26 protein-coding genes are annotated in these 26,032 nt (G+C 68.2%); 15 read left to right on the forward strand and 11 right to left on the reverse strand.

The genetic code is table 11. The annotated features are described in order from the left end of the window. Positions 1-181 precede the first annotated feature (181 nt). Together panD and LX13_RS11340 are read left to right on the forward strand one after the other, a co-directional pair. Entirely contained in the window at positions 182-589 is a 408-nt protein-coding gene (gene panD / locus LX13_RS11335) for an aspartate 1-decarboxylase (protein WP_253661417.1), read from the forward strand. Further along, positions 589-1,899, forward strand: coding sequence for a lysine N(6)-hydroxylase/L-ornithine N(5)-oxygenase family protein (locus tag LX13_RS11340; RefSeq protein WP_253661418.1), 1,311 nt, complete (start codon positions 589-591; stop codon positions 1,897-1,899). Before panD ends, LX13_RS11340 begins: the two co-directional genes overlap by 1 nt. Before the next feature lie 4 nt (positions 1,900-1,903). Here LX13_RS11340 and LX13_RS11345 read toward each other — a convergent pair whose 3' ends face one another. After that, positions 1,904-3,754, reverse strand: coding sequence for a glycosyltransferase (locus LX13_RS11345; protein ID WP_253661419.1), 1,851 nt, complete (start codon positions 3,752-3,754; stop codon positions 1,904-1,906). A gap of 32 nt (positions 3,755-3,786) precedes the next feature. On the opposite strand from LX13_RS11345, the gene LX13_RS11350 reads away from it, so the two are divergent. From LX13_RS11350 to LX13_RS11360, 3 genes are read left to right on the forward strand one after another with little or no spacing between them, the layout of a single operon-like run. Further along, entirely contained in the window at positions 3,787-4,677 is an 891-nt protein-coding gene (locus tag LX13_RS11350; protein WP_253661420.1) for a polysaccharide deacetylase family protein, read from the forward strand. A 25-nt stretch (positions 4,678-4,702) separates the two neighbouring features. Next, positions 4,703-5,374 (forward strand): NIPSNAP family protein, encoded by a 672-nt coding sequence (locus LX13_RS11355; protein WP_253661421.1) that lies wholly within the window; start codon positions 4,703-4,705, stop codon positions 5,372-5,374. Positions 5,375-5,386: 12 nt separating this feature from the next. Next, on the forward strand, positions 5,387-6,148 hold the full coding sequence (locus LX13_RS11360; RefSeq protein WP_253661422.1) for a hypothetical protein: 762 nt from the start codon (positions 5,387-5,389) through the stop codon (positions 6,146-6,148). A gap of 19 nt (positions 6,149-6,167) precedes the next feature. On the opposite strand, the gene LX13_RS11365 is transcribed toward LX13_RS11360, so the two are convergent. After that, positions 6,168-7,574, reverse strand: coding sequence for an HNH endonuclease signature motif containing protein (locus tag LX13_RS11365; protein ID WP_253661423.1), 1,407 nt, complete (start codon positions 7,572-7,574; stop codon positions 6,168-6,170). A gap of 75 nt (positions 7,575-7,649) precedes the next feature. Further along, positions 7,650-8,504 (reverse strand): hypothetical protein, encoded by an 855-nt coding sequence (locus LX13_RS11370; protein ID WP_253661424.1) that lies wholly within the window; start codon positions 8,502-8,504, stop codon positions 7,650-7,652. A 60-nt stretch (positions 8,505-8,564) separates the two neighbouring features. On the opposite strand from LX13_RS11370, the gene LX13_RS11375 reads away from it, so the two are divergent. After that, complete coding sequence (locus tag LX13_RS11375) at positions 8,565-9,371, forward strand: S-methyl-5'-thioadenosine phosphorylase (protein WP_253661425.1); 807 nt, start codon at positions 8,565-8,567, stop codon at positions 9,369-9,371. Next, positions 9,368-10,393, forward strand: a complete 1,026-nt coding sequence (locus tag LX13_RS11380; protein WP_253661426.1) for an NAD-dependent epimerase/dehydratase family protein — start codon at positions 9,368-9,370, stop codon at positions 10,391-10,393. Before LX13_RS11375 ends, LX13_RS11380 begins: the two co-directional genes overlap by 4 nt. A 7-nt stretch (positions 10,394-10,400) precedes the next feature. Here LX13_RS11380 and LX13_RS11385 read toward each other — a convergent pair whose 3' ends face one another. The 3 genes from LX13_RS11385 to LX13_RS11395 are packed head-to-tail and all read right to left on the reverse strand — an operon-like array spanning position 10,401 to position 13,533. Continuing rightward, positions 10,401-11,462, reverse strand: a complete 1,062-nt coding sequence (locus LX13_RS11385; RefSeq protein ID WP_308214735.1) for a sensor histidine kinase — start codon at positions 11,460-11,462, stop codon at positions 10,401-10,403. Beyond that, positions 11,426-12,163, reverse strand: a complete 738-nt coding sequence (locus LX13_RS11390) for a response regulator transcription factor (protein ID WP_253661427.1) — start codon at positions 12,161-12,163, stop codon at positions 11,426-11,428. Before LX13_RS11390 ends, LX13_RS11385 begins: the two co-directional genes overlap by 37 nt. Then, on the reverse strand, positions 12,160-13,533 hold the full coding sequence (locus LX13_RS11395; RefSeq protein ID WP_253661428.1) for a glycosyltransferase family protein: 1,374 nt from the start codon (positions 13,531-13,533) through the stop codon (positions 12,160-12,162). Before LX13_RS11395 ends, LX13_RS11390 begins: the two co-directional genes overlap by 4 nt. 107 nt (positions 13,534-13,640) lie before the next feature. Between LX13_RS11395 and LX13_RS11400 the strand changes: the two genes are divergently transcribed. The 4 genes from LX13_RS11400 (at position 13,641) to LX13_RS11415 (ending at position 16,520) form a co-directional block, all read left to right on the forward strand. After that, the gene (locus LX13_RS11400; protein ID WP_253661429.1) at positions 13,641-14,315 is read left to right on the forward strand and encodes a glycosyltransferase family 2 protein; all 675 of its coding nucleotides are present in this window, start codon (positions 13,641-13,643) and stop codon (positions 14,313-14,315) included. A gap of 62 nt (positions 14,316-14,377) precedes the next feature. Beyond that, positions 14,378-14,989 carry a TIGR04282 family arsenosugar biosynthesis glycosyltransferase gene (locus LX13_RS11405; RefSeq protein WP_253661430.1) on the forward strand — a complete coding sequence of 204 codons (612 nt, stop codon included), beginning with the start codon at positions 14,378-14,380 and terminating at the stop codon, positions 14,987-14,989. Beyond that, on the forward strand, positions 14,986-15,672 hold the full coding sequence (locus LX13_RS11410) for a class I SAM-dependent methyltransferase (protein WP_253661431.1): 687 nt from the start codon (positions 14,986-14,988) through the stop codon (positions 15,670-15,672). Before LX13_RS11405 ends, LX13_RS11410 begins: the two co-directional genes overlap by 4 nt. Before the next feature lie 71 nt (positions 15,673-15,743). Further along, positions 15,744-16,520, forward strand: a complete 777-nt coding sequence (locus tag LX13_RS11415) for an SDR family NAD(P)-dependent oxidoreductase (RefSeq protein WP_253661432.1) — start codon at positions 15,744-15,746, stop codon at positions 16,518-16,520. Positions 16,521-16,534: 14 nt separating this feature from the next. Here LX13_RS11415 and LX13_RS11420 read toward each other — a convergent pair whose 3' ends face one another. After that, a complete protein-coding gene (locus tag LX13_RS11420; protein ID WP_253661433.1) occupies positions 16,535-17,326 on the reverse strand; it encodes an alpha/beta fold hydrolase in 792 nt (263 codons plus the stop codon). 304 nt (positions 17,327-17,630) lie between these two features. Between LX13_RS11420 and LX13_RS11425 the strand changes: the two genes are divergently transcribed. Further along, entirely contained in the window at positions 17,631-18,719 is a 1,089-nt protein-coding gene (locus tag LX13_RS11425; protein WP_253661434.1) for a quinone oxidoreductase family protein, read from the forward strand. Positions 18,720-18,729: 10 nt separating this feature from the next. Here LX13_RS11425 and LX13_RS11430 read toward each other — a convergent pair whose 3' ends face one another. Together LX13_RS11430 and LX13_RS11435 are read right to left on the reverse strand one after the other, a co-directional pair. Continuing rightward, positions 18,730-19,620 (reverse strand): LysR family transcriptional regulator, encoded by an 891-nt coding sequence (locus LX13_RS11430; protein ID WP_253661435.1) that lies wholly within the window; start codon positions 19,618-19,620, stop codon positions 18,730-18,732. 21 nt (positions 19,621-19,641) lie between these two features. Further along, positions 19,642-20,268 (reverse strand): TetR/AcrR family transcriptional regulator, encoded by a 627-nt coding sequence (locus tag LX13_RS11435; RefSeq protein ID WP_253661436.1) that lies wholly within the window; start codon positions 20,266-20,268, stop codon positions 19,642-19,644. An 85-nt stretch (positions 20,269-20,353) separates the two neighbouring features. Here LX13_RS11435 and LX13_RS11440 point away from each other — a divergent pair, with 85 nt between their 5' ends. Further along, the gene (locus LX13_RS11440) at positions 20,354-20,773 is read left to right on the forward strand and encodes a nuclear transport factor 2 family protein (RefSeq protein WP_253661437.1); all 420 of its coding nucleotides are present in this window, start codon (positions 20,354-20,356) and stop codon (positions 20,771-20,773) included. Beyond that, positions 20,770-21,603, forward strand: a complete 834-nt coding sequence (locus tag LX13_RS11445; protein ID WP_253661438.1) for an NmrA family NAD(P)-binding protein — start codon at positions 20,770-20,772, stop codon at positions 21,601-21,603. Before LX13_RS11440 ends, LX13_RS11445 begins: the two co-directional genes overlap by 4 nt. A gap of 132 nt (positions 21,604-21,735) precedes the next feature. Here LX13_RS11445 and LX13_RS11450 read toward each other — a convergent pair whose 3' ends face one another. Together LX13_RS11450 and LX13_RS11455 are read right to left on the reverse strand one after the other, a co-directional pair. Next, on the reverse strand, positions 21,736-23,568 hold the full coding sequence (locus tag LX13_RS11450; protein ID WP_188486898.1) for an acyl-CoA dehydrogenase: 1,833 nt from the start codon (positions 23,566-23,568) through the stop codon (positions 21,736-21,738). 202 nt (positions 23,569-23,770) lie between these two features. Then, a complete protein-coding gene (locus LX13_RS11455; RefSeq protein ID WP_253661439.1) occupies positions 23,771-24,550 on the reverse strand; it encodes a deoxyribonuclease IV in 780 nt (259 codons plus the stop codon). A gap of 58 nt (positions 24,551-24,608) precedes the next feature. On the opposite strand from LX13_RS11455, the gene LX13_RS11460 reads away from it, so the two are divergent. Further along, the gene (locus LX13_RS11460) at positions 24,609-26,015 is read left to right on the forward strand and encodes a WS/DGAT/MGAT family O-acyltransferase (protein ID WP_253661440.1); all 1,407 of its coding nucleotides are present in this window, start codon (positions 24,609-24,611) and stop codon (positions 26,013-26,015) included. The last annotated feature ends 17 nt before the right edge of the window (positions 26,016-26,032 follow it).

The following is a 26,032-nucleotide window of genomic DNA, read 5'->3' on the forward strand; positions in this document are numbered from 1 at the left end:
TTCGTACGGTCGAGGTGCCTGAACTGGCCGAAAAGTACAGCTGCACAGTTGCTTTCGAGCCGGTGACCGGCGTGGTCTACGTCACCACACGGTTGTCGAGCCGTTCTAAGTAGGTTAGCCTACGCTTTGTAATTCCGTTCGCCCACCGCGGACGGCCCCGAACAGAGCGGAGTGCCAATCGATGCGGCGAACAATGTTGGGTGGCAAGGTGCACCGGGCCACGGTGACCCAGGCCGACCTGCACTATGTCGGGTCGATCACGATCGACCACGACCTCATGCTGGCCGCCGACATTCTCGACGGCGAGCAGGTCCAGGTCGTCGACATCACCAACGGTGCGCGGTTGTCCACCTACGTGATCGCCGGCGCGGCCGGGTCGGGAGTCATCGGGATCAACGGTGCCGCAGCACATCTCGTCGGTCCGGGTGATCTGGTGATCATCATGTCGTTCCGTGAGGTCGAGGAATCCGAACTCGCCGGCCACGAGCCGCGGGTGGTGCACGTCGACTCCGACAACCGGATCGTCGCCCTGGGCAAGGATCCGTCGCAGCCGGTTCCCGGCGCGGTCGATCAGTGGGCGAGCGCCTGATGTCGTTGGTGTTGAACGACGTGTTGTCCGCACGCTCCGGTGGCGGTGACGTCCTCGACGTGGTCGGCGTGGGTTTCGGCCCGTCGAACCTCGGCCTGGCCATCGCCATCGAGGAGTACAACGCCGAGCACGCCGACTCCCGCGCGATCTCCGCGGAATTCGTGGAGTCGCAGCAGCAATTCGGTTGGCACACCGGGATGTTGATCCCCGGGACCACCATGCAGATCTCGTTCCTCAAGGACCTCGCCACCCAACGCAACGTGCGAAGCCGGTACAGCTTCCTGAACTACCTGACCGAGCGTGGTCGGCTGACCGAGTTCATCAACCACCAGACGTTCTTCCCCACCCGTCTCGAGTTCCACGACTACCTGTCCTGGGCGGCCTCGACGGTCGAGGCCACGGTGCACTGGGGCACCCGCGCGGTCGCCGTGCGCGACGAGGGCGATCACCTCGCGGTGGACCTCGTGGGCGTCGACCAGACCGGGGTTGCGGAGCGAACCACTCTGCACGCCCGCACGGTCGTCCTGGCCGGCGGTCTGCACGCCCAGTTACCCGACGGTGTCGACGAGTCCGTGCGGCAGTTCCACAACCACCAGCTGCTGACCAAGCTCGCCGAGCTGCCGGAGCTCACCCACCGCCGGTTCGTCGTCGTCGGCGCCGGGCAGAGCGCGGCCGAGGTCGCCGACCACCTGCACGGGACCTACCCTGACGCCGAGGTGCACGGGGTGTTCGCGAAGTACGGCTACAGCCCTGCCGACGACAGTCCCTACGCCAACCGGGTTTTCGACCCGATCGCGGTCGACGACTTCTACGCGGCCGACGAGCCGGTGCGTCGCCGACTGCTCGACTATCACCGCTCGACCAACTACTCCTGCGTCGACCTGCCTCTCATCGAGGAGCTCTACACGCGGGAGTACGCCGAGCGGGTCTCCGGGAAGCGGCGGCTGTTCTTCCACGGGGCGTCGGGGATCAGCAGTGCCGAGGACACCGGTTCGGGTGTGCGGGTGACGGTGGATCACCACCCGACCCGTACCGCCGAGGTGCTCGAGTGCGACGCGGTCATCTATGCGACCGGGTTCACCCCGATGCCGTTGGACGAGATCGTCGGGGACCTGGTCGCCGACGGCCTGACCCCCGGCGTCGACCGCGACTACAAGCTGCAGACGACGCGCGAGATCCCCGGTGCGATCTATCTGCAGGGCGGCACCGAGCACACGCACGGCCTGACGTCGTCGCTGCTGTCGAACATCGCCGTGCGCAGCGGCGAGATCGTCGAGGCGATCGTGCGGGAGAACGCACTCACCCGCTGATCGGTCAGATCCCGTACAGGCGTGCCCAGTTCTCGACGCTGGTCAGCTGCGGCATCGCCGACCGGTAGTGGTCGGCGACCGCGGGTGCCTCACGGCGGAACCGCAGCGTGATTCGGACGAGTCGGTCGGACATCTCCCGGGCCAGCTCGCGCTGGTAGCGACGTTCGCGGCAACCGTGCTGGGAGGCGTCGGTGACGAAGACGTGGTCGAACTGGGCCACGTGCCACCACTTCGCGTCCTCGTAGGAGATCGCGACCGGGCCGCCGATCAGGCGCCCCCGGGCATGGGCCAGGGCACGTTTGGCCAGCACTGCGTTCTCCCAGCTGGGCTTCGGTGGCGGGGCCGCCCGTCGGATCGGGACCGAGGTGGGCACCGACGACATCGGCACCACGACGGTGTCGGCGAAACGGCGTCGTTCGTCGTTGATGTCGCGGAGTGCGGCGGCGCCCCCGTCGTCGAGGATCGTCGGTCCGACCAGGAAGTCCTCCAACGCGCGTAACTGGGTGTGCGCCAACCCGTACTGCATGCTCACGATGGACTGGGTGATCGCGCGACCCATCTCCTTGGCGACGGCGTCGGGGGCGAAACCGGGTTGCAGCGCCGCGGTGATGAGGCCGTTGCGGGTGGCGAAGTAGTGCCCGAACCCGTCGACGTCCTTCCAGTAGAAGTCGGCGTGCCACACCCCGGCGCCCGGCAGTGTGATCGTCGGGACACCCGCGCGGGCGGCGCGCAAACCGTATTCGACGTCGTCCCACTGGAAGAACAGCGGCAGCGGCATCCCGATCCGCGCCAGCACCTCGGCCGGGATCAGGCACGTCCACCAGCCGTTGTAGCCGGCCTCCACGCGCCGGTCGGGGATCTTCTTGAGCATGTTCTTGTTCTGCTGCACGAACTTGTCGTCGGTCACCCCTCGACGCAGCGTCACCAGGTCCACCTTTTCGGCCGAGGCGAGCAGGTAGGTCGGGTTGTGCAGGAACAGCATCTGCGCGCCGACGATGGACGGGTTGCTCGTCATCGAGGCGAAGGCGCCGAGCCGCAGGACGGTCTCCGGTTCGCAGAGGATGTCGTCGTCCATGAGGATCACGTCCCCGTGCGGAAAGCGTTGTGCCGCCTCGTACAGGCCGCGGCTGAACCCGCCCGCCCCACCGAGATTGGCCTGCCGCAGGTAGTTCAGCTTGTCGCCGAGGTCGGGGCGGACCTGCTGGAACAAGGGGTGTTCGTCGACAGGGGAGTCGCCCTGGTCGACGACCCAGACCGATTCCACGTCGGCGAGTGCGACGGGGTCCGACGCCAGTGCGGCGACGGTCTCGGCGCACTGCAGGACGCGGTTGTGGGTACAGATGGCGATCGAGATCGGCCGTGTCGCGGCGGCGGTCTCCACCGACCACTCGACCTCGGCGATCCGTACGGTTCCGTCGATGGCCTCGAAGGCGGGCCAGATGGCGCCGCCGTCGGCGAATGCGACGAGCGGGGCGGTCATCGAGACCGTCTCGGTGCCGTGGACGTCGGTCGCGTCGACGATGCGCTGATGACCGCCGATGTCCGACGCCATCACCACGACCCGGGCGCGCGCGGAGGCCTCGACGCGCACGGTGATCGTGACGGCGGTCGCGGTGGTCCAGCGCTGCCAGTAGCTGGCCGGGAAGCGGCCGAAGAAGGTGTTCATGTCCGCGCGGGCGCCGCGTTCGAGGTGCAGCTCCGAACGTGTGCGGCCGGCGCTTCCGCGATGCACCACGGCGTAGAGCGCCTCGTTGGCGACCGGTGTGGTGCCCGCGAACAGTCCGCGGGCGACGACGCGTCGATCCGGTCGGGCCGCGGTCGTCGTGTCTGCGCTGGTCGTGTCGGGAGAAGTCACCGTCGCAGGGTATCGCGAGCATGATGGGGGTCATGGCGCTCCCGACACCCGGACGGTTCGTTCACTCGGCGATCACCTCGCGTCCGCAGTTCTCGTGGCCGGATGATGCCCGGTTGGCCGTGTACGTCGCGGTCAACTGCGAGCACTTCGCCTACGACGACGGGCCCACCGGTCTCGGATACACCCCGGGGATGGACCAACCCGACACCTACAACTGGGGGTGGCGCGAATACGGCAACCGCGTCGGCGGCGTCCGGATCGCGGACACATTGGCACGGGTGGGCATCCGGCCGACACTGCTGGTCAACACCGAGGTCTACGACCACGCACCCGATCTCCTCGACGCGTTCCGGGCGCTCGACGCCGACGTCGTCGCGCACGGTCGGACGAACTCGGTGCAGCCGAACCACCTGGACCCCGACGCCGAGCGGCGGTCCATCGATGACGTGTACCGCGCCATCGAACGCCACGAGGGCATCGCGCCGCGGGGCTGGATGAGTCCGGGGGCGAACCCGAGTCGCGTCACCGAGGACTTGCTCGCCGAGCGCGGGTTCGACTACACCCTGGACTGGCCGATCGACGATCAACCCGTCTGGTTGAGCACCGATGGCGGGCCGCTGCTCAGCGTTCCGTATCCCCACGAGGTCAACGACCTGCCGGTGTTCGTCCATCACCACGGCACGGCAACCGATTTCGAGCGGATGATCGTCGACTCCTTCGACGAACTCAAGGAGAACTCACGGCAGCAACCGGTGGTGCTGGCGATCTCGGTGCACACCTTCCTCACCGGCCAGCCGTACCGGCTGCGTCGGTTCCGGGCCGCGCTCGAGCACATGACGGCCAACGCGGACGGGGTGTGGTTCACGACCGCCGGCGACATCGCGGAGCACTACCGGGGTCTGTTCCCCGCACCCGATGCATGACCGGCCCATCGAACGAGGAGACAACATGGATCTGACCACCCCGCCGGAGATCTCGGGGGAGGACGTATCGGATCGGGATCAGGCGATCCGTTACGAACTGGCAACCCTGGCATATCGGCTACCCGACACCGAGCGAGCGATCGCCGGGATCGCGCCGTGGGTGGAATCGGCTCCGGCCGGCGGAACACTGGTGGGTGCATGGCAATCCGAACACGGTGTCCTGGGGCGCGCGCACGTCCTACGGATGTTCGCCTCAACCGAGGACGTCGCCGTCGAACGGGAACGGGCTCGTCGCAGCGGTGCCGCGTTCGGGGCGGGGCCGCATCTGTCCGACCTCACGATGACGACCTACGCTCCGTTCCCCTTCATGCCGCCCGTGCGGCCCGGTCACTATGGCTCGGTCTACGAGATGCGCGACTACCACCTGATCCCCGGCGGCCTACCGCCCTCGATCGACGGGTGGCGCGTGGTCCTGCCCGGCCGGCATCGGGTGGATCCGATCGCGGTGGTGATGTATGCCGTCGACGGACCCGACCGGATCATCCAGATCTGGCCGTTCGCCGGGATGGACGACCGCCTCGGTATCCGCCGTCGGCTGGTCGAGGACGACATGTGGCCGCCGCCGGGCGGACCCGAGCACATCAGAGATGCGGTCTCGGAGATGTGGATTCCGCTGGACTTCTCTCCGCTGCACTAGCCTCTTCGAGCCATGGGGTTCTTCGACACCAACTGCATGATCACCGGCCTGCCTCTCACCGATTCGCGGGCGACGGCGGTCATCCTGCGGCGCACTCACCGCGTCGACGTCCCGACGTCAGTCGGGATCCACGGCACCTACGACCGGTACGGGACCATCGACCTGATCGACGAGGACGCGGCGTCGGACCGGGTCCTCGAGCACTTCGTCGACGCCGCTCGGACGGGGTCGTTCGTCGGCGAGATCTACGAGCAGGGCGAGTCTTTCGGTCCCGACCGGGATCTCACCGATCGGGACATCGAAGGTCTGCTGCGGGTCCTCACCGACAGCAACCTCGTCTTCGAGAACATCGGTCAACCCACCTCGACACTCGACGGCGACCTGGTCACGTTCGCCCTCATCGCCTCCACCGTGTGGGAATCCATCTGTGCCGCTGCACTCCGCAGCCCGGACGGGCCGCCGTCGCTCGCGGTTCGGGCATTCGGGAACACGCCGTTGGCCGCATTCTTCGAGGCTGTGCCGTCTGATGACGTCGACATGGCCCTGCGCGAACTGATCACCGTGAGTGCCACGCTCGCAGACGTCGGTCTCCGTTGGGCCTCGGTGTTCGACCCCGATCAGCGGTTCCCGGCCGGGGCGGCCTCCCAGTCCACCGATGACATCGTGGCCTCGGTCGTCACTGCGCGCAGGCGCTATCGCGACCACCCGGCGATCCTGGCCGGCGTCGAGGCGTGCATCCAAGAATCAGAATGGGACACCGAGCTAGGACTCTGACTCACCCACCGTCGCTCGTTCAGTTCTCGAGGTGGCGCGGGTAGGTGGTGAACTGTTCGCCGGTGGTGGTGTTGGTCCAGGTGATCGAGCGGTCGTCGTGCATGACAGCTCGCCACAGCCCAGTCGTCTTGGCGTGATGGTGCAGGCGGCACAGAAGACCCAGGTTGATCCGCACGGTCCAGCCACCCGCGGACGGGTCGGTGTGATCGAACGGGATGACGTGGTCGATGTCGCAGGTCTCGCCAGGGTGATCGCAGCCGACGAATCGGCACGTGCCGTCAGCCCAGATGATCCACTCCCGCATCGATTGGGTCGGTTGGTATCTCAACGCTGCTGCCGGTGGCCCGGGCGGCGGGTGATGGCCATCATTGGTGTCGAAGCCATCGCGGATGATCCCGGCGGCGCGGGTCTTCCCGCGTCGGAACCCGGTCGCGTATGCATCAGTGGTGCGGGTAGAGGCGGTGGCGTCGTCGAACAATCCCTGCCACGTCGCGTCGGTGGCGAGGAGGCGGGCGTAGTCGGGATCGATCGGTCCCTGGCCGTCGATGTAGGGAACCATCGCGCCGGTCAGGCCGGCCAGGGTTGCGGCATCGACATGGACCATCACCTGCGGGGTGGCAGGCAGGAGGTCGGTGCACGGTTCGGTGTTGTCGCCGGATGCGGTTGCATCGGGGCACTGGTCGCGTCCGCAGTGGCATGCCAGCGAGTATTCGCGGCGGGTCATCGCCCGCACCGCGGCGACCCGACGCTGCCCCGGTGTGCGGGGATCGGCGTCGCACAGTCGGTTGGTCAGCCCGGTGATGACGGCTTCGAGCTCCGCACCGAGATCGGCGGGAACGCAGCCGTCGATCGTGGAGTGGCCGTGGCGGTCGGGACGGATCCTGACGTTCTGGTGTCGCTCGAAGTCCGTACGTTCTGCTGCGGCCAGTTCCGGGTCGATCTCGATCAGCAGCGAGTCGAGTCGATCGCGCATCTCACGCGTCGACATCGCCTGCTCTGCCATGGTCAGCCCAGCAGACTCCATGAGTTTGCGAGGCAGGTCGTCGAGATGGGCGGTGGTGTCGGCAATCGTGCGAACCCGAGCGAGGTCTAGGTCGCCGCGACAGAACGCCGCCCGCAGGTCCGGCAACCGATCGAGCTGCAGCGCCAACTCGATCCACGCCGACGCGACACCGGTCGAGACCTTCAACGCGGTCGCGACCTCGATCGTGGCGCCCTTGTCACCGATGTGGCCGAACACCGCCCCGTGGCGCTCCATCGCGATCTCACCGCGCCTGAGCTCGAACAGGCGACGTGCGGCGAATACCTTCGCTGCCGCACAACGAAACTCAGAACGCTCCGCTTCCTGGAGGAGGAGCACCGCGTCGGAGGCACACGACGATGCCAACTGGTCGTCGACCAAGCTGACATCCACCCCCGCGAACATGACCCCACACTATCGGTCGCATCTGACAAAAAGACTGCGCCAGAGCAGGATTCCGGAGTTGTCCACAGTTCAAGATCAATCCGCAGGCGGTGGGTCCCGGCGCATCTCGTCGAGTTCGGTGCTGACCTTGGCGCGCTCGGAGGTGCTGAATCGTCGAAGTTGCAGGGCCAGTACAGCTTCCGCGCTCGTCCGCTCGACATCCAGCAGGCGGCTGACCGCGTCCGCTGCCTCCGACGGCTCGGCGGACCGGGCTATCACCTCGAACACCTCGTCTCGGCGATCGAGAGCCCGGTGGATGGCGGTGAGGATGTCGAGGCGCGCTCGGTGGCGATCGGCGTCGCGATCTCCTCGGTGTGATCGGTCGTCGGTGTCGGCGAGTGTGCCGTCCCAGGTGAACACCGAATCGGCGAGTTCGTCGTGGACGGAGATGTCGGAGGCCGCGGCGACGGCGATCTGTCCGGCGGACTCCATCCGCAACGTCATCCCGGTCTCGTCGTCGAGTACGACCGTCATCGCATCGGAGTCGCTCGTGCCGATCGGCACCGACCATCCTGGTCGCCCGTCGACGAGCACCGACGACGCGGGCCCGATGTACGCGTCCTGACTCATCTTCATCAGCATCGACTCCGAGCCCAGGAGGTCGAGAGGATTGACCTGCCCGAGGAGCGGTAGAACGATGTCGGCCACCTGGCGCCTCATCTGTCCGTCGCTGCCCCGCAGCACCGTCGCGTCGGGACCTCGGACGTAGACCACCTCATCGTTCGACTCGATCCGCCACCGGTTCTGCGGACCGTGCCAGAACCGGAACCGGTCGTCGACAGGCGCTGCGTCATCGGCGACGGTGAACCGCAGTGATGCGCTGAGGAACGACGCCCCCGCCGCGGATTGACGGCCCATCAGCTCGATCCAGGAGGGAACTCGGACGTCCATGCGCCGAGACGCTACCCCCGCCACCTGTAGGACCGGGCGTCATCGGGCAGTGTTGTCACCATGAGCGACCAGCAGCACCGCGCAACGATCGGCGTGATCGGCGGCACCGGCTTCTACTCCTTCTTCGACTCGGGATCGGAAGAGGTGGTCGTCGACACCCCGTTCGGTGCGCCGAGCGCACCGATCTCCGTCGGGACCGTCGATGGCGTGCAGGTCGCCTTCGTACCCCGTCACGGCCGCAACCACGAATACGCGCCGCACACCGTTCCCTACCGCGCCACGATGTGGGCGCTGCGCTCGCTCGGCGTGCAGCGGGTGTTCGCCCCGTGCGCCGTCGGCAGCCTCACCACCGACATCGGGCCCGGGACGCTGGTCATCCCCGACCAGCTCGTCGACCGCACGTCCGGACGCGTCCACACCTTCTTCGACACCTCCGCGGTGCACGTCAGCTTCGCCGACCCGTACTGCCCGCAGCTGCGGACCGCGGCCCGCGGTGCGGCGACGGAGGCGATCGACGGCGGCACGATGGTCGTCATCGAGGGACCGCGCTTCTCCACCCGCGCCGAGAGCCAGTGGTACGCCCGACAGGGTTGGACGCTGGTCAACATGACCGGACACCCCGAGGCCGTCCTGGCCCGCGAGCTCAAGATGTGTTACGCCGCAGTCGCTCTCGTCACCGACACCGACGCCGGGGTGAGTGAGGGTGAAGGTGTCTCGGAGGCCGAGGTCTACGCCGTCTTCGAGAAGAGCCTCGACATGCTCAAGGACGTTCTCGCACGATCGGTGGTGGCGGCCGACGCCATCGCCGACTGTGACTGTGCCCAGGGCGGCCACGACGTCGACGCGCTGCTGGGGAGCGTCGGATGAGCACCGTCCTGCTGACCGGCGCCGCCGGGTTCATCGGCTCACACATCCGCGCGCAACTCGAGGCACGCGGCCATGAGGTCGTCGCCGTCGACGGCATGATCCCGGCCGCACACGGTCCCGACGCCATCGCGCCCGAGGGTGTCGCGGTGGCCAATCTCCGTACCGCGGACATCGATTCGATGCTGCGCGGTGTCGACGTCGTGTGCCACCAGGCCGCGATGGTCGGAGCGGGGGTCGACGCCCGGGACGCTCCCGACTACGCCGCCGACAACGACCTCGTCACCGCGCGACTGCTCGCCGCGATGTACCGGGCGGGCGTCAGCAGGCTGGTGCTCGCGTCGTCGATGGTGGTCTACGGCGACGGCACCTACACCGACGCCGTCGGTGCCACGGTCGACCCGCCCGCGCGCACGACCGAGGCCCTCGAGGCCGGACACTTCGAGCGCTACCTCGCCGACGGCACCCCCGCGCAGTGGGCGCTGACCCCCGAGAGCGCCCCGATCGCGCCCCGAAGCTATTACGCGGCAAGCAAAGCCGCGCAGGAGGCGTTCGCCAAGGCGTGGACCCTGGAGACCGGCGGTCAGGTCACCGCGCTGCGATATCACAACGTCTACGGCCCGCACATGCCCCGCGACACCCCGTACGCGGGCGTCGCGGCGATCTTCCGGTCGCAGCTGGAGTCGGGCATGGCGCCGACGGTGTTCGAGGACGGCGGTCAGATGCGCGACTTCGTCCACGTCGACGACATCGCGCGCGCCAACGTCACCGCCATCGAGAGCACCCCGCCGGGCTTCGACGCGTTCAATGTCTGCTCCGGACAACCGATCACGATCGGCGAGGTGGCGGCGGAGCTGTGTAAGGCCATCGACGGTCCGGACCCGGTGACCACCGGTCGCTTCCGGCCCGGCGACGTCCGACACATCGTCGCCGACCCGGCCCGCGCCACCGAGGTGCTCGGGTTCACCGCGTCGGTGTCGCCTGCCGACGGCATCGCTGCGTTCGCGACGGCGCCGCTGCGCTGATCGGCGCTCAATCGCGGTGCAGCGGCAGCGTGACCTCGAAGCGGCTGCCCGGGTTGCGGTTGCTCACCGAGATCCGTCCCTGGTGTGCCAGGACGAGCCCCTCGGCGATGGCCAGTCCCATGCCCGATCCGGCGGGGAGACCGCGCTCCGAGGGTGGCGTTCGGGCCGCGGTGCCGCGGTAGGCGACGTCGAAGATCCGCGCCAGGTCGTGGTCCTCGATGCCGGGCCCGGTGTCGTCGACCCGGACCACCGCGGTGTCGGCGACCACCTCGATCCCGATGGTGACCGTCCCACCCTCCGGGGTGTGCGCGATCGCGTTGATCACCAGGTTGGTCACCACCCGCGCGAGCGCACGGGTGTCGGCGAAGACGGGGACCACCGCAGGCGGCACCGACAACTCGAACTCGACCCCCGCACGGGCGGCGGTCGGGGTCGAGGCCGCGGCGACCTCGTCGACCACCTCGCGCAGATCCACAGCCTCACGGTCCAGGCGCAATGCGCCGGAGTTGATCTTCGACATCTCGAACAGGTCGTCGACCATGGCCGAGAGCCGGATCGCGTCCTGGTCGATCAGCCGGGCGAAGCGGGTCACCTCGGTGGTGTCGGTGACGACGCTGTCGGTCAACGCCTCGGCGACGGCGCGGATGTCGGCGAGCGGGGTCCGCAGATCGTGACTGATCCACGCGATCAGCTCACGCCGTGAGTGCTCGGCGGCGCGTTCCTGTTCCCAGACCTGGCGCTCCCACACCGTGCGGCGGGCCTGGAACCGCGCGAGCGCCACCGAGGCGGGGATCGCGACCAGGAAGACCGTCGCCAGGACGGTCACCGTGCGTTTGAGGTCGTTGGTGAACATGAACCCGCTGACGCCGATCAGTCCGGAGAGCAGCGCGACCAGCGGCGTCAGCACCAGGATCACGTTGCTCACGACCAGCGAACGTCGCCGGACCAGGATCAGGACCGCGGTGCCGGCCACGATGACCGGGGTGGACCACATCAGCGCCGTGACGACGATGGATCCGATGTCGTTGTCCATCATCTGCTCCGGTCCCAGCGGTACCCCTGGCCCCACACCGTCTCCAACGACGCGGCGTCGCCGAGCTTCGCGCGGAGCCGTTTGACGTGCACCGTGACCGTGGACATGTCTCCGAATGTCCACTCCCAGACCTCGGAGAGCAACTGTTCGCGGCTGAAGACGACGCCGGGGTTGCCCAGGAAGAACGCGAGCAGGTCGAATTCCCGCTTGGTGGTCGAGATCGCCCGGCCCGCCACGGTCACCGTGCGGGCGTCGGGGTCGAGCACGATCGCGCCGTCGCGGATCACCGGGGACGCACCCTCGCCGGTGGGGTCGGCGCTCGGCATGACGGGGTTCGAGCGACGCAGTACCGAGGCCACCCGCAACGCCAGTTCGCGCGGACTGAAGGGTTTGGTGACGTAGTCGTCGGCGCCCGCCTCGAATCCGACGACCCGGTCCTCCTCCTCGCCGAGCGCGGTCAGCAGGATGACCGGCACGTGGCGGTGGGCACCCGAACGCATCGCGCGCAGCGCGCTGAGACCGTCGAGCACCGGCATCATCACGTCCAGGATGACCAGGTCGATCTCGGCGTCGCCGCCGCCGGCCCGGTCGAGGATCTCCAACGCCTGCGCCCCGTCGTCGACCATCTCCACCTCGACGCCGTCGCGCTCGAGATAACGCCGGACGACGTCGCTGACCACGGGGTTGTCATCGGCGAGGAGGACTCGTGAGGGCCGGGCGTCGGCGGGGTCGCTCACCAGTACGTGAAGACCAGGTGGTTGATCAGCAGCGCGGTGGCCACCTGCCCGGCCAGCCACACGCGGGTCCAGCGCGGCGGGATCAGGGCGGTGGTCACCAGCGTCCACATGCTGAACGGCAGCCAGATGCGTTCGGTCTCGGCCTTGCTCAGGGCGCTGAGGTCGGCGATCAGCATCGCGAGCAGCGCGGCGAGTCCGAGGATCACGACGGCGTTGCGTGTGCGGATCGGCGTCCAGCGCATGCTGCGGCCGAGACCGATCGCGACCGCGGGACCCACCGCGCACAGTGTCGCCGCGAAGTTGCCCCACACCCAGTACGAGAACGGACGGTCGCTGGCGATGCCCTGGTAGTACCGGTCGGTGACCAGGTGATAGCCGTCGAGCCACCAGAACCCGAAGGCCGCGAAGACGCCCACCACCACGAGTGCGGCGGGGATCGCATAGATCAGCGGGCGCCATTGCCGGGCGATGATCAGGACGGCGAGTGCGATCACCCCCATCAGGGTGAGTCCGTAGTTGAGGAAGATGCCCCACCCCAGGACGAGGCCGGCCGCGATGCCCGCGGTGGCCTTCCATCGGGTCTGCGTCGAGGTCGAGGCGATGGCCAGCAACGCGATGCCCCACGCCGCGACGCCCATGAAGTAGCCGTCGGCCGAGACGCCGATCCACACCGCACCCGGTGTGAGGACCAGGAACGGCGCGATGCGGCGGGCGGTGGCCTCGTCACCGAGGCGGCGGACGGTCACCAGCAGCGCGATGACCGCGCTCATGCCGGCGAGGATGCAGAACACGCCCGCCCAGGCGCCGCCACCGAGACCGATGCGGTTGAGCCAGACGAAGGTCAGCAGTGCACCCGGGGGGTGGCCTGCGACGTGCGTCGGCCAGGAGATCGGGGTGTAGTCGATGATCCGGCTGCTGAACTCGTCGAGCATGGTCGGGATGCTGCGGACCAGGTTCACCGACAGCAGGTACTCGTCCGGCCGGAGGAGTCGCTGGACGACACCCCGGTTCCAACCGTCGATCAGGGCGAGGCTGAACGTCCAGCCGAGGCCCGTCGCGTACGAGATGGCCAGCAGGCCGCCCCAGCGGACCCGGGCCGCGACCGCGGGCCCGACGGCGATGGTCAGCAGCGCGACCAGGACCGCGGAGATCGTGCCGTAGTCCCAGTGCGGGCCGTACTTCGCGAACAGCGGCGGCGCCTGCACGAAGATCTTGAGCTTGAGCTCGTCGGATCCGTAGAACGGGACCAGGATGGCCGCCAGCAACAGGGCCGTCGCCACGAGCAGGGAGGCGGTGTCGCGGATCCATCGTGGACGCCCGACGTCCGGGTCGTCCTCGATGTCCGTTTTGTCGGCGCGCGTCTCGGTCACCCCACCAACCTAGGGTGAATTCACGATGGCTCGCCGCAGCGGGGCCACACGTTATGGTTCCGTCATGGCATTTCCGTGGCGAGACGACCTGGCGAAACAATAATCTTGTGAGTGATGAGCAACTTCTGCCGACCGATGAGGTCACTGTCGTGATCCCGTGCCGCGACGAGGCCGGGGCACTTCCCGGTGTGCTGGCGCGTATCCCCGAGGGATACCGCGCGCTGGTCGTGGACAACGGGAGCACCGACGGTACCGCCGACGTCGCGCGTGCGCACGGGGCCGACGTTGTGCACCAGCCGATCCCGGGTTACGGCAGCGCCGTCGACGCGGGTGTCCGCGCCGCGCGCTCGGGCATCGTGTGCACGATCGACGGTGACGGGTCGATGGAACCGACCGACCTGATCGAGCTCGTCGCATTGCTGTCCGACGGGGCCGACCTCGCCGTCGGTCGCCGCCGGCCCGTCGAACGTGGTGTGTGGCCGTTGCATTCGCAACTGGGCAGCCGGGCGGCCGCCCGCCGGTTGAGCCGCAGACACGGGCTGGACATTCACGACATCGGACCGATGCGGGCCGCTCGCCGTGAACGCCTGTTGGAGTTGAAGATCAGCGACATGCGCTTCGGCTATCCGGTGGAATTGCTGGCCCTCGCAGGCGCAGCCGGGTGGAAGGTCGCCGAGACCGATGTGGCGTACAGCCCGCGCACCGCGGGCGAATCCAAGGTGTCCGGATCACTGGTGGGATCGCTGCGGGCAGCGCGCGATTTCCTCGGTGCGCTGCGGTGACCCGTCGCGCAGTTCTCGTCGTCGCCAAGGCGCCGGTGCCCGGACAGGTGAAGACTAGGTTGATGGCAGCCTATTCAGCGGTCGACGCGGCGCGACTGGCCGCAGCCGCGCTCGTCGACACCCTCGACGTGGCGCTGGCGGTCCCGGACACCGAGGTGGTGGTCTCGCTCGCCGGCGACCTCGACGACGCGATCGACGCCGAGGCCATCGCGGCCCGGCTGGCGCGCACGACGGTGATCGGCCAGGTCGGCGACACCCTCGGCGACCGGCTGCATCGTGCGCACGTCGATGCCGCCGAGGTCGTCGACGGTGGCGCGGTGATGCAGGTCGGTATGGACACCCCGCAGCTGACCGTCACACTGTTGACCAGTGGTTTCGATGCGCTCGGCGTCCACGACGCGGCGCTCGGCCTGGCCGCGGACGGCGGCTGGTGGGGCCTCGGCGTGGTCGGTGCGCGCGGCGCGCAGACACTGCCGTCGGTGCAGATGTCGCAACCCGACACCGGCGCCCGTACCCTCGACGCACTCCGGGCCGACGGTTCGACCGTCGCCCTCCTCGACTCGTTGTCCGATGTCGATCATCCCGCAGACGTTCCGGAGGTGGCGAAGAAGTGCGCCCCGACCAGCGCGTTCGCGACCACGGCAGCAGAACTCCGATCGGCGGTGCGCCCATGAGCGTCCCAGATGACCTCCAGCCCGACGCGGCAGCCGAGGACGAACCGCATTTCGACGATGCGTTCCTCGACGCCCTGCGTGGGCAGAACAGCTGGCTGCGACATGCCGACGGCACCCGTGCCCGTCTGCCCGTCACGCGGTGGCTGGGTACCAGCGGCAACCGCGACGACGCCGCGTTCGACCGGCACGTGGCGGGGCTGTGCAGCGGCCCCACCATCGATCTCGGCTGCGGCCCTGGTCGTCTCGTGTGCGAGCTGATCGAGAGCGGTGTCTCGGCGCTGGGCGTCGACCGCAGTGAGCGTGCGGTCGCCATGACCCGTCGCCGTGGCGGGGTGGCGTTGCGCCGCAGCATCTTCGAGCGCATGCCCGCCGAAGGGCGTTGGCATCACGCGCTGCTCATCGACGGCAACATCGGCATCGGCGGCGACCCGTACGAGACGGTCACACGCGCCGGCGAGTTGGTCTCGTCGGGCGGCAGTGTCGTGATCGAACTCGACGCGGGCGTGCACAACGTCTGGCGTGGCGCCGTGCGGGTGGAGTCACGGCACGTGGCCGGGCCCTGGTTCCCGTGGGCGCGTGCCGGCGTCGGTTCGACGCGCGAGATCGCGGAACGGGCGGGCCTCGAGATGGGCACCGCGCACGTCATCTCCGGCCGACACCTCGTCGAGCTCATCAAGCCCTAGCGGCCCGCGGAACTGAAGGCGGATTCAACAACCGGTTGATACGTCGCGGCCCACGATCGTAGGCTGCGGTGGTGGACATAACTGGAGCAAGTGCAATCGTCACCGGCGGAGCCTCGGGAATCGGCGCAGCCGCCGCCCGTCAGCTCGCCGCCAAGGGCGCCAAGGTGGTCGTCGCCGACCTGCAGGCCGAGAAGGGTGAGGCCCTGGCCAAGGAGATCGGCGGCGTGTTCGTCAGCGTCGACGTCACCGACACCGAGCAGATCAAGGCCGCCGTCGACAAGTCGCTGGAGCTGGGACCGCTTCGCGCACTGGTCAACTCGGCCGGCATCGGCTGGGCGACCAGGACCATCGGTCGCGACGGCGAATACGACTCGGCCTTCGACATCAACGCCTACAAGAAGGTCATCGCGATCAACCTGGTCGGCACCTTCGACTGCATCCGCCTGGCCGCGACGGCCATGACCCGCGGCGACGAACTGCCCTCGGGGGAGAAGGGTGCCATCGTCTCGATGGCCAGCGTCGCCGCGTTCGACGGTCAGATCGGACAGGCCGCGTACTCGTCGTCCAAGGGCGGCGTCGTGGGCATGACCCTGCCGGTGGCGCGTGACCTCGCTGCCGCGAAGATCCGCGTGAACACCGTCGCCCCCGGCCTCATCGACACCCCGATCTACGGCGAGGGCGAGGACGCGGAGAAGTTCAAGGCGCACCTCGGTCAGAGCGTGCTGTTCCCGAACCGTCTCGGCAGCCCGGACGAGCTGGCCTCGATGGTTCTCGAGCTCATCACCAACTCGTACATGAACGCCGAGGTCGTCCGCGTCGACGGCGGCATCCGGATGCCCCCGAAGTAGGTCGCGACTCCGGATCAGCCGGTTCGGCCGAGGATGAGTTCCACGGTCTGGGCCGGCTGATCCCACATCGGGAAGTGCCCGCACTTGTCGAACCAGTGCAACTCCGAGTCCGGGAACGCCGCCTGCGCACGTGCGGCCTGCTTGGGCAGCGTGACGCGGTCCTGCCGACCCCATCCGATGGTGACCCGGCCGGGCGTCGTACCCGCGGGAGCGCCCTCCTGCAGCGGACCGTCGACGAGCGCGTTGAGTGCGTCGCGCAACGACGTCGCCTTCTTGAAACTGCGCATCTCGTGCAGGGCCACCGATGCGGGCAGCTTCCACGGCGCGGCCGAGAACTGGGTGAGCAACGCCGTGCGTCCGACCGGGTTGCCGGTGAGCGCGGGCATCACCGGCTGCAACCCGAGAACCAGCGGCAGCGATGCCTTGAGTGCGGTGCTGAAGAAGCGGAGTTCACCAGGGCTCCAGAAGCCGCCGGGATCCAGCGCGACGGTGTCGCCACCCACGCCGCGGCGCGCCAGCTCGAGGACCATGCGCGCGCCCATCGAGCTGCCGACGGTGTCGATGCCTGCGAGATCGTGGGAGTCGATGAAGTCGGAGACCGCGTCGGTGAGCGACGCGATGGTCACCTCGCCCGGCAGAGGCGGCGTCTCCCCGAACCCGGGGAGGTCGATGCTGATCACCTCGCGGTGGCGCGCCAGCTCATCGAGGATCGGCGACCACGACGGCCAGCTCGCGCCGAGGCCGTGGACCAGCAGCAATGGGGTGCCGCTACCGCGGCGATCGAAGTTGAGTGAACCGACAGACATGGGGCAGGTCCTTTCACCAGTGAGATTTCCCGGTGCGACGACTTCTCCGTCGCGAAAAAGCTTGTGACGTCAACGCTACCGGCTGCACACGCCACCCCGTCAGACGAGACCGCCGGTGATCGCGTCGACCAGGGCTTCGAGACCGTGGATCGGCGAGCACCGATTACGTTTCCCACCCTGACGGGTATGACGCCGAGTCGAGCCCATGCCGCGCAGTCATGCCCGACATGCCTGTTCAGCGCTTTTCGCATGCCCGTGTCCTGGCTAGCGTCGGACACAGAAACGAACCGAGAGGACGAATGTGATGCTGGCCGCGGTGATGGACGATTTCGGTACGCCGTTGGATGTCCGTGAGGTGCCCGATCCGGGCGCGCACGGCGGCGAGGTGGTGGTCGAGGTGTTGGCCACCTGCGTGTTGCCGTACGCGTCCGAGGTGTTCGGAGGTGCGCGGCGGTACCCCCTCGAACCGCCGGTGATCCCGGGCCTCGGTGGGGTCGGGCGTGTGGTGACGGCAGGACCCGACTCCACGCGCCTGACTCCCGGGGAACTGGTCTGGTGTGACGCAACGGTGCGGTCCCGCGACGACGCGACGACCCCGGACATCACGTTGCAGGGATGGAGTTCGCGAGGCGACGGGGGACTGCGGTTGTCGCGGCACTTCCACGACGGGTCCTTCGCCGAGCGGATGTCGGTACCGACCGAATGTGTCCACCGCCTGTCGGACGTCGACACGGTCGACGCGGCACGGTGGGCGGCGCTCGGGGTGTACCTCGTGCCGTACGGCGGCTTGCTGGCCGCCGAGTTCCGGGCGGGCGAGTCGCTGCTGGTCAGCAGCGCGACCGGGAACTTCGGTAGCGCGGCGGTGTCGGTGGGCCTCGCGATGGGTGCCCGTCGGGTAGTCGCCGTGGGCCGAAATCGGCACGTCCTGGACGACCTGCGTACGCGCTTCGGCGACCGCGTTCGTGCCGTTGCGCTGACGGGAGATGCCGAGGCGGACCGGGCCGCCATGCTCGCCGCCGCGGGCGGCCCGGTCGACATGGTGCTCGATCTTCTCCCGCCGTCGGTCGATGCCTCCGTGGTCCGTGCCGCGGCGATGACGGTGCGCGAGTACGGACGCGTCGTCCTGATGGGCGGGGTGGGCATGCTCGGTGGCGACGATCTGTCGTTGCCCTACCCGTGGCTGATGCGGAACTCGGTCACGGTCCGCGGTCAGTGGATGTATCCGCGCGACGCGAACGGTCGATTGATCGAACTGGCCAGGGCCGGGCTGCTCGACCTCGGTCAGGACTCTGTCCACACCTTTCCGCTGGCGCACATCAACGAGGCCATCGCGCACGCTGCCGCGCACGGCGGCCCGTTCACGAGGACCGTTCTCACGCCCGGTGATCGGTGACGTGTCCGCGTCAGGCAGCGGTGGTTCGGAGCGTGTCGATCATCGCTCCGATCGCGGGATCGACGTCATCGGTGCGATGTGCGAGGACGATGCGCCGCGACTCGGCCGGTCCATCGGCCACCCGGAGGAGTCGGACGCCGGCGGGCAGGGCGTCGGCCATGTTCGACGCCACCGTCGTCACACCGAGGCCCGCCGCGACGAGGCCCGACTTGGTCATCCAATCGCGGGCCACGTGCGCGACGTGCGGTCGTCCCGGAAGAGACGGCCATGCGCCGAGCAGCGGTTCCTCGGTGCGTGACGGCGCCACGATCCACCGCTGGTCCATCAGCTCTGCGCGAGTGGCAGATTCGCGATCTCCGAGCGGCCCCGAGGCCGCGACCGCGACCATCAGCGTCACCTCGGTGATCGTGGTGACGGAGAGGCTCGGTGACTCGGAGTCGAGCGGCCGGTGTGGAGGGCGCGAGGTCACGATCGCCGCGTCGAGGGAGCCGGCACGAATGGCCCGGATGAGCGCGGGGGACGATCCCTCTCGCGTGGTCACGGCGATGTCCGGCCGGTTGCGGCTCAGCGCGGCCAGTGCCCGTGGCACGAGAACCGTTCCGGCGCTGAAGAACATCCCGAGACGGATCACGGATTCGGTCCGCGTCGGCCCACGTAGCGTGCGCTCGACGGCGTCCATCTCGTCGAGAACGCGCGCCGCGTGTGGCAGCAGTCGGGACCCGGCGGGCGTCAGGACCACACCGCCGGGCACGCGGTCGAATAGCCGGGTGTGTGCCGCCTTCTCCAGGGCGGCCACCTGACGTGAGATCCCCGACTGCGTGTACCCCAGGGCGTGCGCCGCCGCGGTGAAGGTGCCTCGCTCTGCGACCTCGCGGAGTACGCGGAGACCGGGGATCGACATGTCCATGACGATCGATGATAGCTACCGGACGGGTGTGTCGATTCCGTCATCACCGGGTCCGGTGGACGTCACGAGCGCCACGATCGCGTCGGTCACCGAGTCGAGGTAGGCGGCATCCACCGGCTGTGCGCGCACCGCCGACCGCCAGTAGACGGGACCGGCGAGCAGATCCATCGCGAGTTCGATGTCGGCGTCGTCGCCGACCTCTCCGCGTTCGCGGGCGCGGGCGAAGATCGCGGCGGCGCGTTCACGTCGGGGGACCCCGATCATTCTCGTGTGGAGTTCGGCGAGTTCGGGATCGCGGCCGGACTCGGCCACGAGGTCGGGGAGGATCCGCGAGAAGAGCGGGTGATCGAGCCAGAGTCGAAGCGCCTCGACCGATTCACGGATGTCAGCACGGAGTGACCCGGTGTCCGGCGTGGCGGCGAGCTCGACGCTGAACTCCGACAGCACCGCGATCGTCATCGCGGTCTTCGAGGGCCATCGCCGATACAGGGCGCTCTTGCCGACCCCGGCACGCCGGGCGACGGCCTCCATCGAGAGTCGTCCGATGCCGACCTCGGCCAGCATCTCGAGCGCTGCGCTGTTGATCGATTCCGTGGTGTCGGCGTTCAGGACGGCGGCTCCGCTGGGACTGCGTCGGATCATCGTCGGATCGTAGCAACGGACGAGACGGTTCCGTTCTGTTAACGTGGTCGGGACGGTACCGTTCCGTCCAACAGGAGGTAACTGAATGAGAGCCGTTGACGTCGTCGATCGGACCCTTGACCTTCTCGTCGACCACGACATGCACGCGTTCGTCGAGATGTTCGCCCCGGACGGGGTGATGGAGTTCCCGCTGGCGACCGGCGACGCGACACGTGCGGTGCGGGGACACCTCGCACTGCACGACTACCTCGACGACTACGCGTCGATCCTCGACATCCGCTCCCTGGACCGCACCGTGCACGTGACCACCGATCCCGAGGTGGTCATCGTCGAGTTCACCGTGGACGGGGTGGTCGTCGCGACCGACCGGCCGTATCGAATGGTCTACATCGCGGTGATCACCGTCCGTGACGACGCGATAAACCGCTACCGCGACTACTGGAATTCGGCGGCGGTCGTCGACATCGTGGGTGCCGACGCCCAGCTCGCGGGCGGGCAGGCGTGAGCGCCGTTCTGGTGCTCGGTTCGACCGGGACCGTGGGCAGTTCGGTGTCGGCGCTGCTCGCCGAGGAGGGGGTGGGCGCCCGACGGGCGACACGAAGCCCGCGGTCGGCAGGACAGATCCGATTCGACTGGTTCGACGCCGACACCTGGGCGTCCGCGCTGACCGGGACGTCGGCGGTGTATCTGATCGCGCCCGTCGGCGCTGCCGATCCAGCCGTGGTCGTCGAACCGTTCCTTCGCGCCGCACGTGACGCGGGAGTGCGGCGAGTGGTCGTGCAGAGCGCGTCCGCGGTGTCCGCCGGCGATCCGGGTCTCGGTGAGATCCACACTCTGGCGGAGCAATTGGTGCCGGAGTGGACGGTGCTGCGGCCGTCGTGGTTCATGCAGAACTTCGCCGGTGAATCCGCTCTCGCCGACGGCGTGCGCCGGGGCGAGATCGTCACGGCGACCGGTGACGGCCCGGTGGCCTTCATCGACGCACGCGACATCGCCGCGGTCGGTGTCCGCGCACTGCTCGACCCGACTCCGTACGTGGGTGCGCACGTCCTGACCGGCCCGCAGGCGCTGACCTACACGCAGGCCGCGGAGATCATCACGCGCGTCACGGGCACGCCGGTCACCCACCGGTCGGTCACGGTGGATGAACTCGCCGCCCAGCACGTCGAGCACGGTCTGCCCGCCGAGTACGCCCCGATCCTGGCGGGACTCGACCTCGACATCCGCAACGGGTCGGAGAACCGCGTCACCGACACCGTCGAGCGGGTCACCGGTCGAGCGCCGAGATCGTTCGAGGACTTCGTCCGCGAGTACCTCGCCGCCGACACAGCGTGAACGCGCGTCTCCCGTTCGCCCGCGCGCGCAGGTCGGCGCGCGTCTGAACGGTGGGCGCGCGCTGATGGTCCGGACAGCACTCAGCCCGGCCTCCCTACGGGCGACCGGGCTGAGTGGGTGGATCAGTTCAGATCAGAACGCGGCTTCGTCGAGCTCCATCGGATCGTTGTCGATGTTGTCGATGATGGCCTTGGTGGAGGTCAGCTGCGGGAGCATGTTCTTCGCGAAGAACGATGCGACCGCGATCTTGCCCTCGTAGAACGGCTTGTCCGTGCCCTCGGCGCCGGCGTCGAGAGCCGCGAGTGCGACCTCGGCCTGACGCAGCAGGAGCCAGCCGATGACCAGGTCGCCGACCGAGAGCAGGAAGCGGACCGAGCCGAGGCCGACCTTGTAGAGCTGGGTCGAGTCCTCCTGGGCTCCCATGAGGAACCCGGTCAGCGTCGCCGCCATGCCCTGGACGTCGTCGAGAGCGGTCTTGAGCAGCGCGCGCTCGGCCTTGAGGCGACCGTTGCCCGCCTCGGAGTCGATGAACGAGCTGATCTGGCCGGCGATGTGGGCCAGGGCCTGGCCCTTGTCGCGGATGATCTTGCGGAAGAAGAAGTCCTGCGCCTGGATCGCGGTGGTGCCCTCGTACAGCGAGTCGATCTTGGCGTCGCGGATGTACTGCTCGATCGGGTAGTCCTGCAGGAAGCCGGATCCGCCGAGCGTCTGCAGCGACTCGGTGAGGACGCTGTAGGCGCGCTCGGAGCCGACGCCCTTGACAATCGGGAGCAGCAGGTCGTTGACGCGGAACGCGAGGTCCTTGTCGGCGCCGGAGACGATCTTCGCCGCGGCCTCGTCCTGGTGCGACGCGGTGAACAGGTACACCGCACGCAGGCCCTCGGCGTACGCCTTCTGCGTGAGCAGTGCGCGACGTACGTCGGGGTGGTGGGTGATCGACACGCGCGGGGCGGTCTTGTCGGTCATCTGGGTCATGTCGGCACCCTGGATGCGCAGCTTGGCGTAGTCCAGGGCCTGCAGGTAACCGGCGGACAGGGTGGCGATGGCCTTGGTGCCCACCATCATCCGGGCGTGCTCGATGACGTCGAACATCTGCGCGATGCCGTCGTGGACCTCGCCGACGAGCCAGCCCTTGGCCGGGATGCCGTGCTGGCCGAAGGTGACCTCACAGGTGGCCGAGACCTTCAGGCCCATCTTGTGCTCGACGTTGGTGACGAAGACGCCGTTGCGCTCGCCCAGTTCGCCGGTCTCGTGGTCGAAGTGGAACTTGGGGAGGAAGAACAGCGACAGACCCTTGGTGCCCGCGCGGGCACCCTCGGGACGGGCGAGAACCAGGTGGAAGATGTTCTCGGTCATGTCCTGGTCGGCGGAGGTGATGAAGCGCTTCACGCCGTCGATGTGCCAGGTGCCGTCGTCCTGCTGCACTGCCTTGGTGCGGGCCGCGCCGACGTCGGATCCGGCGTCGGGCTCGGTGAGCACCATGGTGGCGCCCCAGCCGCGCTCGGCACAGATCTGCGCCCACTTCTTCTGCTCGTCGGTGCCGTTGCGCCAGAAGATCTCGGCGAAGCCGGTGCCGGCGCCGTACATGAACAGTGCCGGGTTGGCGCCGAGGACCATCTCGCTGATCGCCCAGAACAGCGACCGCGGGGCGGGCATGCCGCCGAGCTCCTCGGCGATACCGACCTTGTCCCAGCCGGCGTCCATGAAGGCCTTGTAGGACTTCTTGAAGGGCTCGGGGAGGGTGACGGAGTGCTCGTCGGGGTCGAAGACGGGCGGGTTGCGATCGGAATCGGTGAACGACTCGGCGATGGGCCCCTCGGCGAGGGTGCGCACCTCCTTGAGCATGTCCACCGCGGTCTCGTGGTCGAGATCGCCGAAGTCGCCGCTCTCCAGGACCTTGTCGAGCTGGAACAGCTCGAAGAGGTTGAACTGCAGGTCGCGCAGATTGCTCTTGTAATGGCCCATGATGGCGTTCCTTTGTTGCGGGGCTGGATCGAGGCTGCTTCAGCGAGACCACATGCGAAACCCCGGGCACTCCGTTGTTCCAGTAAGTTACTCGCCAGTAATAACGCCGAATATACCTTCGGATCCGCTGTGGAACAACTCACGATTCGGAGATGTGCGCCATAGCCGGAGGCCACTGTGACGTGGACTCACGAGCCGCCGTTCAGGAGAGCGTCGAGCGGAGATATGCCAGGTCATCGGCCACGCCCTCGGACGGGGTCTCGAGGATCACCGGTGCACCGGCGGCCCGCACGATCTCCACCAGAACGTCGGCATCGATGTGGCCGGATTCGAGATTCGCGTGCCGGTCGCGACCCGAATCGAATTCGTCGCGCGAATTGTTCAGATGTATCAGGTCGATTCGGCCGGTGATGTTCTTGATCCGTTCGACCAGTCCGACGAGATCTTCGCCGCCCGCCCACGCGTGGCAGGTGTCCAGGCAGAAGCCGGCCTGATCGAACCCGCCGACGGCGTCCCAGAGACGCTCGATGGATTCGAGGGTGCGGGCCATCGCGTGGTCGCCGCCTGCGGTGTTCTCGATGAGGATCGGGACGCCGAACCCGCCCTTGTCGGCCTGGCGCTCGAAGAGTTTCGCCCAGTTCTCGAAGCCCTTGGCGTCGTCGTCTCCGTCGCCGAGGTGTCCACCGTGGACGACGAGGCCGAAGGCGCCGATCTCCGCGGCCGCGGCCGCCTGCTGCTCGACAGCCTTGCGCGACGGCATCCGTAGCCGGTTGTTCAGGCTCGCGACGTTGATGATGTAGGAGGAGTGCACCACGACATCGATCGGCGAGGACCGGATGCGCTCGGCGTCGGGGTGCGGCGCGGGCTTGGGCATCTTCCGGTCCTGCGGATCGGTGACGAACATCTGCAGCAGGTCCGCCCCCATCGCCTCGGCGGTCCCGATCGGATCGGCGTCCTCGCGTACATGTGCTCCCAATCGCATGTCGTCCACGATAGGAGTAGTCCAGAGTGGAAGCACAGTCGCGGGAGAGGGCAGCACTATGGAGCGGTTGAGTGGTCTGGACGCGTCGTTCCTGTACCTGGAATCGCGATCGATGCTGATGCAGGTGGTCGGGATCATCGAACTCGACCCCAGCACGATGATCGGCGGCTACTCCTTCGACCGACTCCGCACGGAGATGAGCAGGCGGATCACGGCCATGCCGACCTTCCGTCGCAAGCTGCACGACTCGTTCCTCAACATCGACCATCCGGTCTGGATCGAGGACCGGTCCTTCGACATCGAGCGTCACGTCCACCGGGTCGCACTGCCTGCGCCCGGCAGCGACGCCGAACTGGCCGAGTTCTGCTCCCACATCGCCGGCGTCCCGCTCGATCGCAGCAAGCCGCTGTGGGAGATCTGGGTCATCGAGGGACGGGCCGACGACAACGTCTCGATCATGCTGCGCATGCACCACGCGGGCGTCGACGGCGTCTCGGCGGCCGACCTGCTCAACCAGTTGTGCTCGCTGACCCCGGAGAACCCCGAGCTCGACGAGCAGATGATCGGCAAGTCCGCGGGCGGCTCGTCGTTCGCGGGCCTGGTGGCCGACGGACTCGTGAACTTCACCATCCGCCGGCCCATCTCGGTCGCCCGGTTGCTGCCCCAGACGGTGGCGGTCCCGTTCCAGTGGTTCAACCGGTCACGCAACGACGAGGCGATGCCGACACCGTTCAGCGCTCCTCGCGTCGCCTTCAACGGCACGATCACACCGCATCGCTCCATCGCGTTCACCCAGGTGTCGCTGGACGACGTCAAGCGGATCAAGAGCCACTTCGACGTCAAGCTCAACGACGTGGTGATGGCTGTGTGCGCGGGCGGTCTGCGAAAGTACCTGGCCGACACCGACGATCTGCCCGACCGCGGCCTCATCGCGGCCGTCCCGGTCTCGACGCACGACGAGGGCGACGACGGGAAGCTGGTGGTGCAGGGCACCAACAAGGTCACCGCGATGATGATGCGCCTGCCCACCGACCTCGACGACCCGGTCGATCGGATCGACGCCGTGCGGACCTCGTCGGTGAAGGCCAAGTCGCACCACAAGTCGCTCGACGCAAGCCTCCTACGGGGGTGGGCGCAACTGATCCCGCCGAACACGCTCAACGCCGCGATGCGCGTCTACGCCAATTATGAACTGGCCGAACGACATCCGGCAGTGGTCAACGTGATCATCTCCAACGTCCCCGGCCCGGCCTTCCCGTTGTACTTCCTCGGGTCCCGCATCAAGGGACTGTTCCCGCTCGGTCCGGTGATGCACGGGATGGGACTCAACATCACCGTGTTCTCCTGCGACGGGCAGCTCAACATCGGTGCCATCGCCTGCAAGGAGCAGATGCCCGACGCGTGGCCGCTGATGCGCGCCATCGAGGACGACATCAAGTTGCTGCTCGAGGCCTGCGACGCCTGAGGTCGGCGGGCAGGTTG

Source organism: Williamsia maris (genome assembly GCF_024171815.1).
GTDB lineage: Bacteria > Actinomycetota > Actinomycetes > Mycobacteriales > Mycobacteriaceae > Williamsia_A > Williamsia_A maris.

Coding starts and splice junctions, on each gene's coding strand:
- LX13_RS11455 (WP_253661439.1), bottom strand. CDS start 24,550: ATGCGATTGGGAGCACATGTACGCGAGGACGCCGATCCGATCGGGACC.
- LX13_RS11450 (WP_188486898.1), bottom strand. CDS start 23,568: ATGGGCCATTACAAGAGCAATCTGCGCGACCTGCAGTTCAACCTCTTC.
- LX13_RS11380 (WP_253661426.1), top strand. CDS start 9,368: ATGAGCACCGTCCTGCTGACCGGCGCCGCCGGGTTCATCGGCTCACAC.
- panD (WP_253661417.1), top strand. CDS start 182: ATGCGGCGAACAATGTTGGGTGGCAAGGTGCACCGGGCCACGGTGACC.
- LX13_RS11365 (WP_253661423.1), bottom strand. CDS start 7,574: ATGTTCGCGGGGGTGGATGTCAGCTTGGTCGACGACCAGTTGGCATCG.
- LX13_RS11375 (WP_253661425.1), top strand. CDS start 8,565: ATGAGCGACCAGCAGCACCGCGCAACGATCGGCGTGATCGGCGGCACC.
- LX13_RS11460 (WP_253661440.1), top strand. CDS start 24,609: ATGGAGCGGTTGAGTGGTCTGGACGCGTCGTTCCTGTACCTGGAATCG.
- LX13_RS11430 (WP_253661435.1), bottom strand. CDS start 19,620: ATGTCGATCCCCGGTCTCCGCGTACTCCGCGAGGTCGCAGAGCGAGGC.
- LX13_RS11410 (WP_253661431.1), top strand. CDS start 14,986: ATGAGCGTCCCAGATGACCTCCAGCCCGACGCGGCAGCCGAGGACGAA.
- LX13_RS11340 (WP_253661418.1), top strand. CDS start 589: ATGTCGTTGGTGTTGAACGACGTGTTGTCCGCACGCTCCGGTGGCGGT.
- LX13_RS11435 (WP_253661436.1), bottom strand. CDS start 20,268: ATGATCCGACGCAGTCCCAGCGGAGCCGCCGTCCTGAACGCCGACACC.
- LX13_RS11425 (WP_253661434.1), top strand. CDS start 17,631: ATGCTGGCCGCGGTGATGGACGATTTCGGTACGCCGTTGGATGTCCGT.
- LX13_RS11360 (WP_253661422.1), top strand. CDS start 5,387: ATGGGGTTCTTCGACACCAACTGCATGATCACCGGCCTGCCTCTCACC.
- LX13_RS11405 (WP_253661430.1), top strand. CDS start 14,378: ATGGCAGCCTATTCAGCGGTCGACGCGGCGCGACTGGCCGCAGCCGCG.
- LX13_RS11440 (WP_253661437.1), top strand. CDS start 20,354: ATGAGAGCCGTTGACGTCGTCGATCGGACCCTTGACCTTCTCGTCGAC.
- LX13_RS11370 (WP_253661424.1), bottom strand. CDS start 8,504: ATGGACGTCCGAGTTCCCTCCTGGATCGAGCTGATGGGCCGTCAATCC.
- LX13_RS11420 (WP_253661433.1), bottom strand. CDS start 17,326: ATGTCTGTCGGTTCACTCAACTTCGATCGCCGCGGTAGCGGCACCCCA.
- LX13_RS11350 (WP_253661420.1), top strand. CDS start 3,787: ATGGCGCTCCCGACACCCGGACGGTTCGTTCACTCGGCGATCACCTCG.
- LX13_RS11355 (WP_253661421.1), top strand. CDS start 4,703: ATGGATCTGACCACCCCGCCGGAGATCTCGGGGGAGGACGTATCGGAT.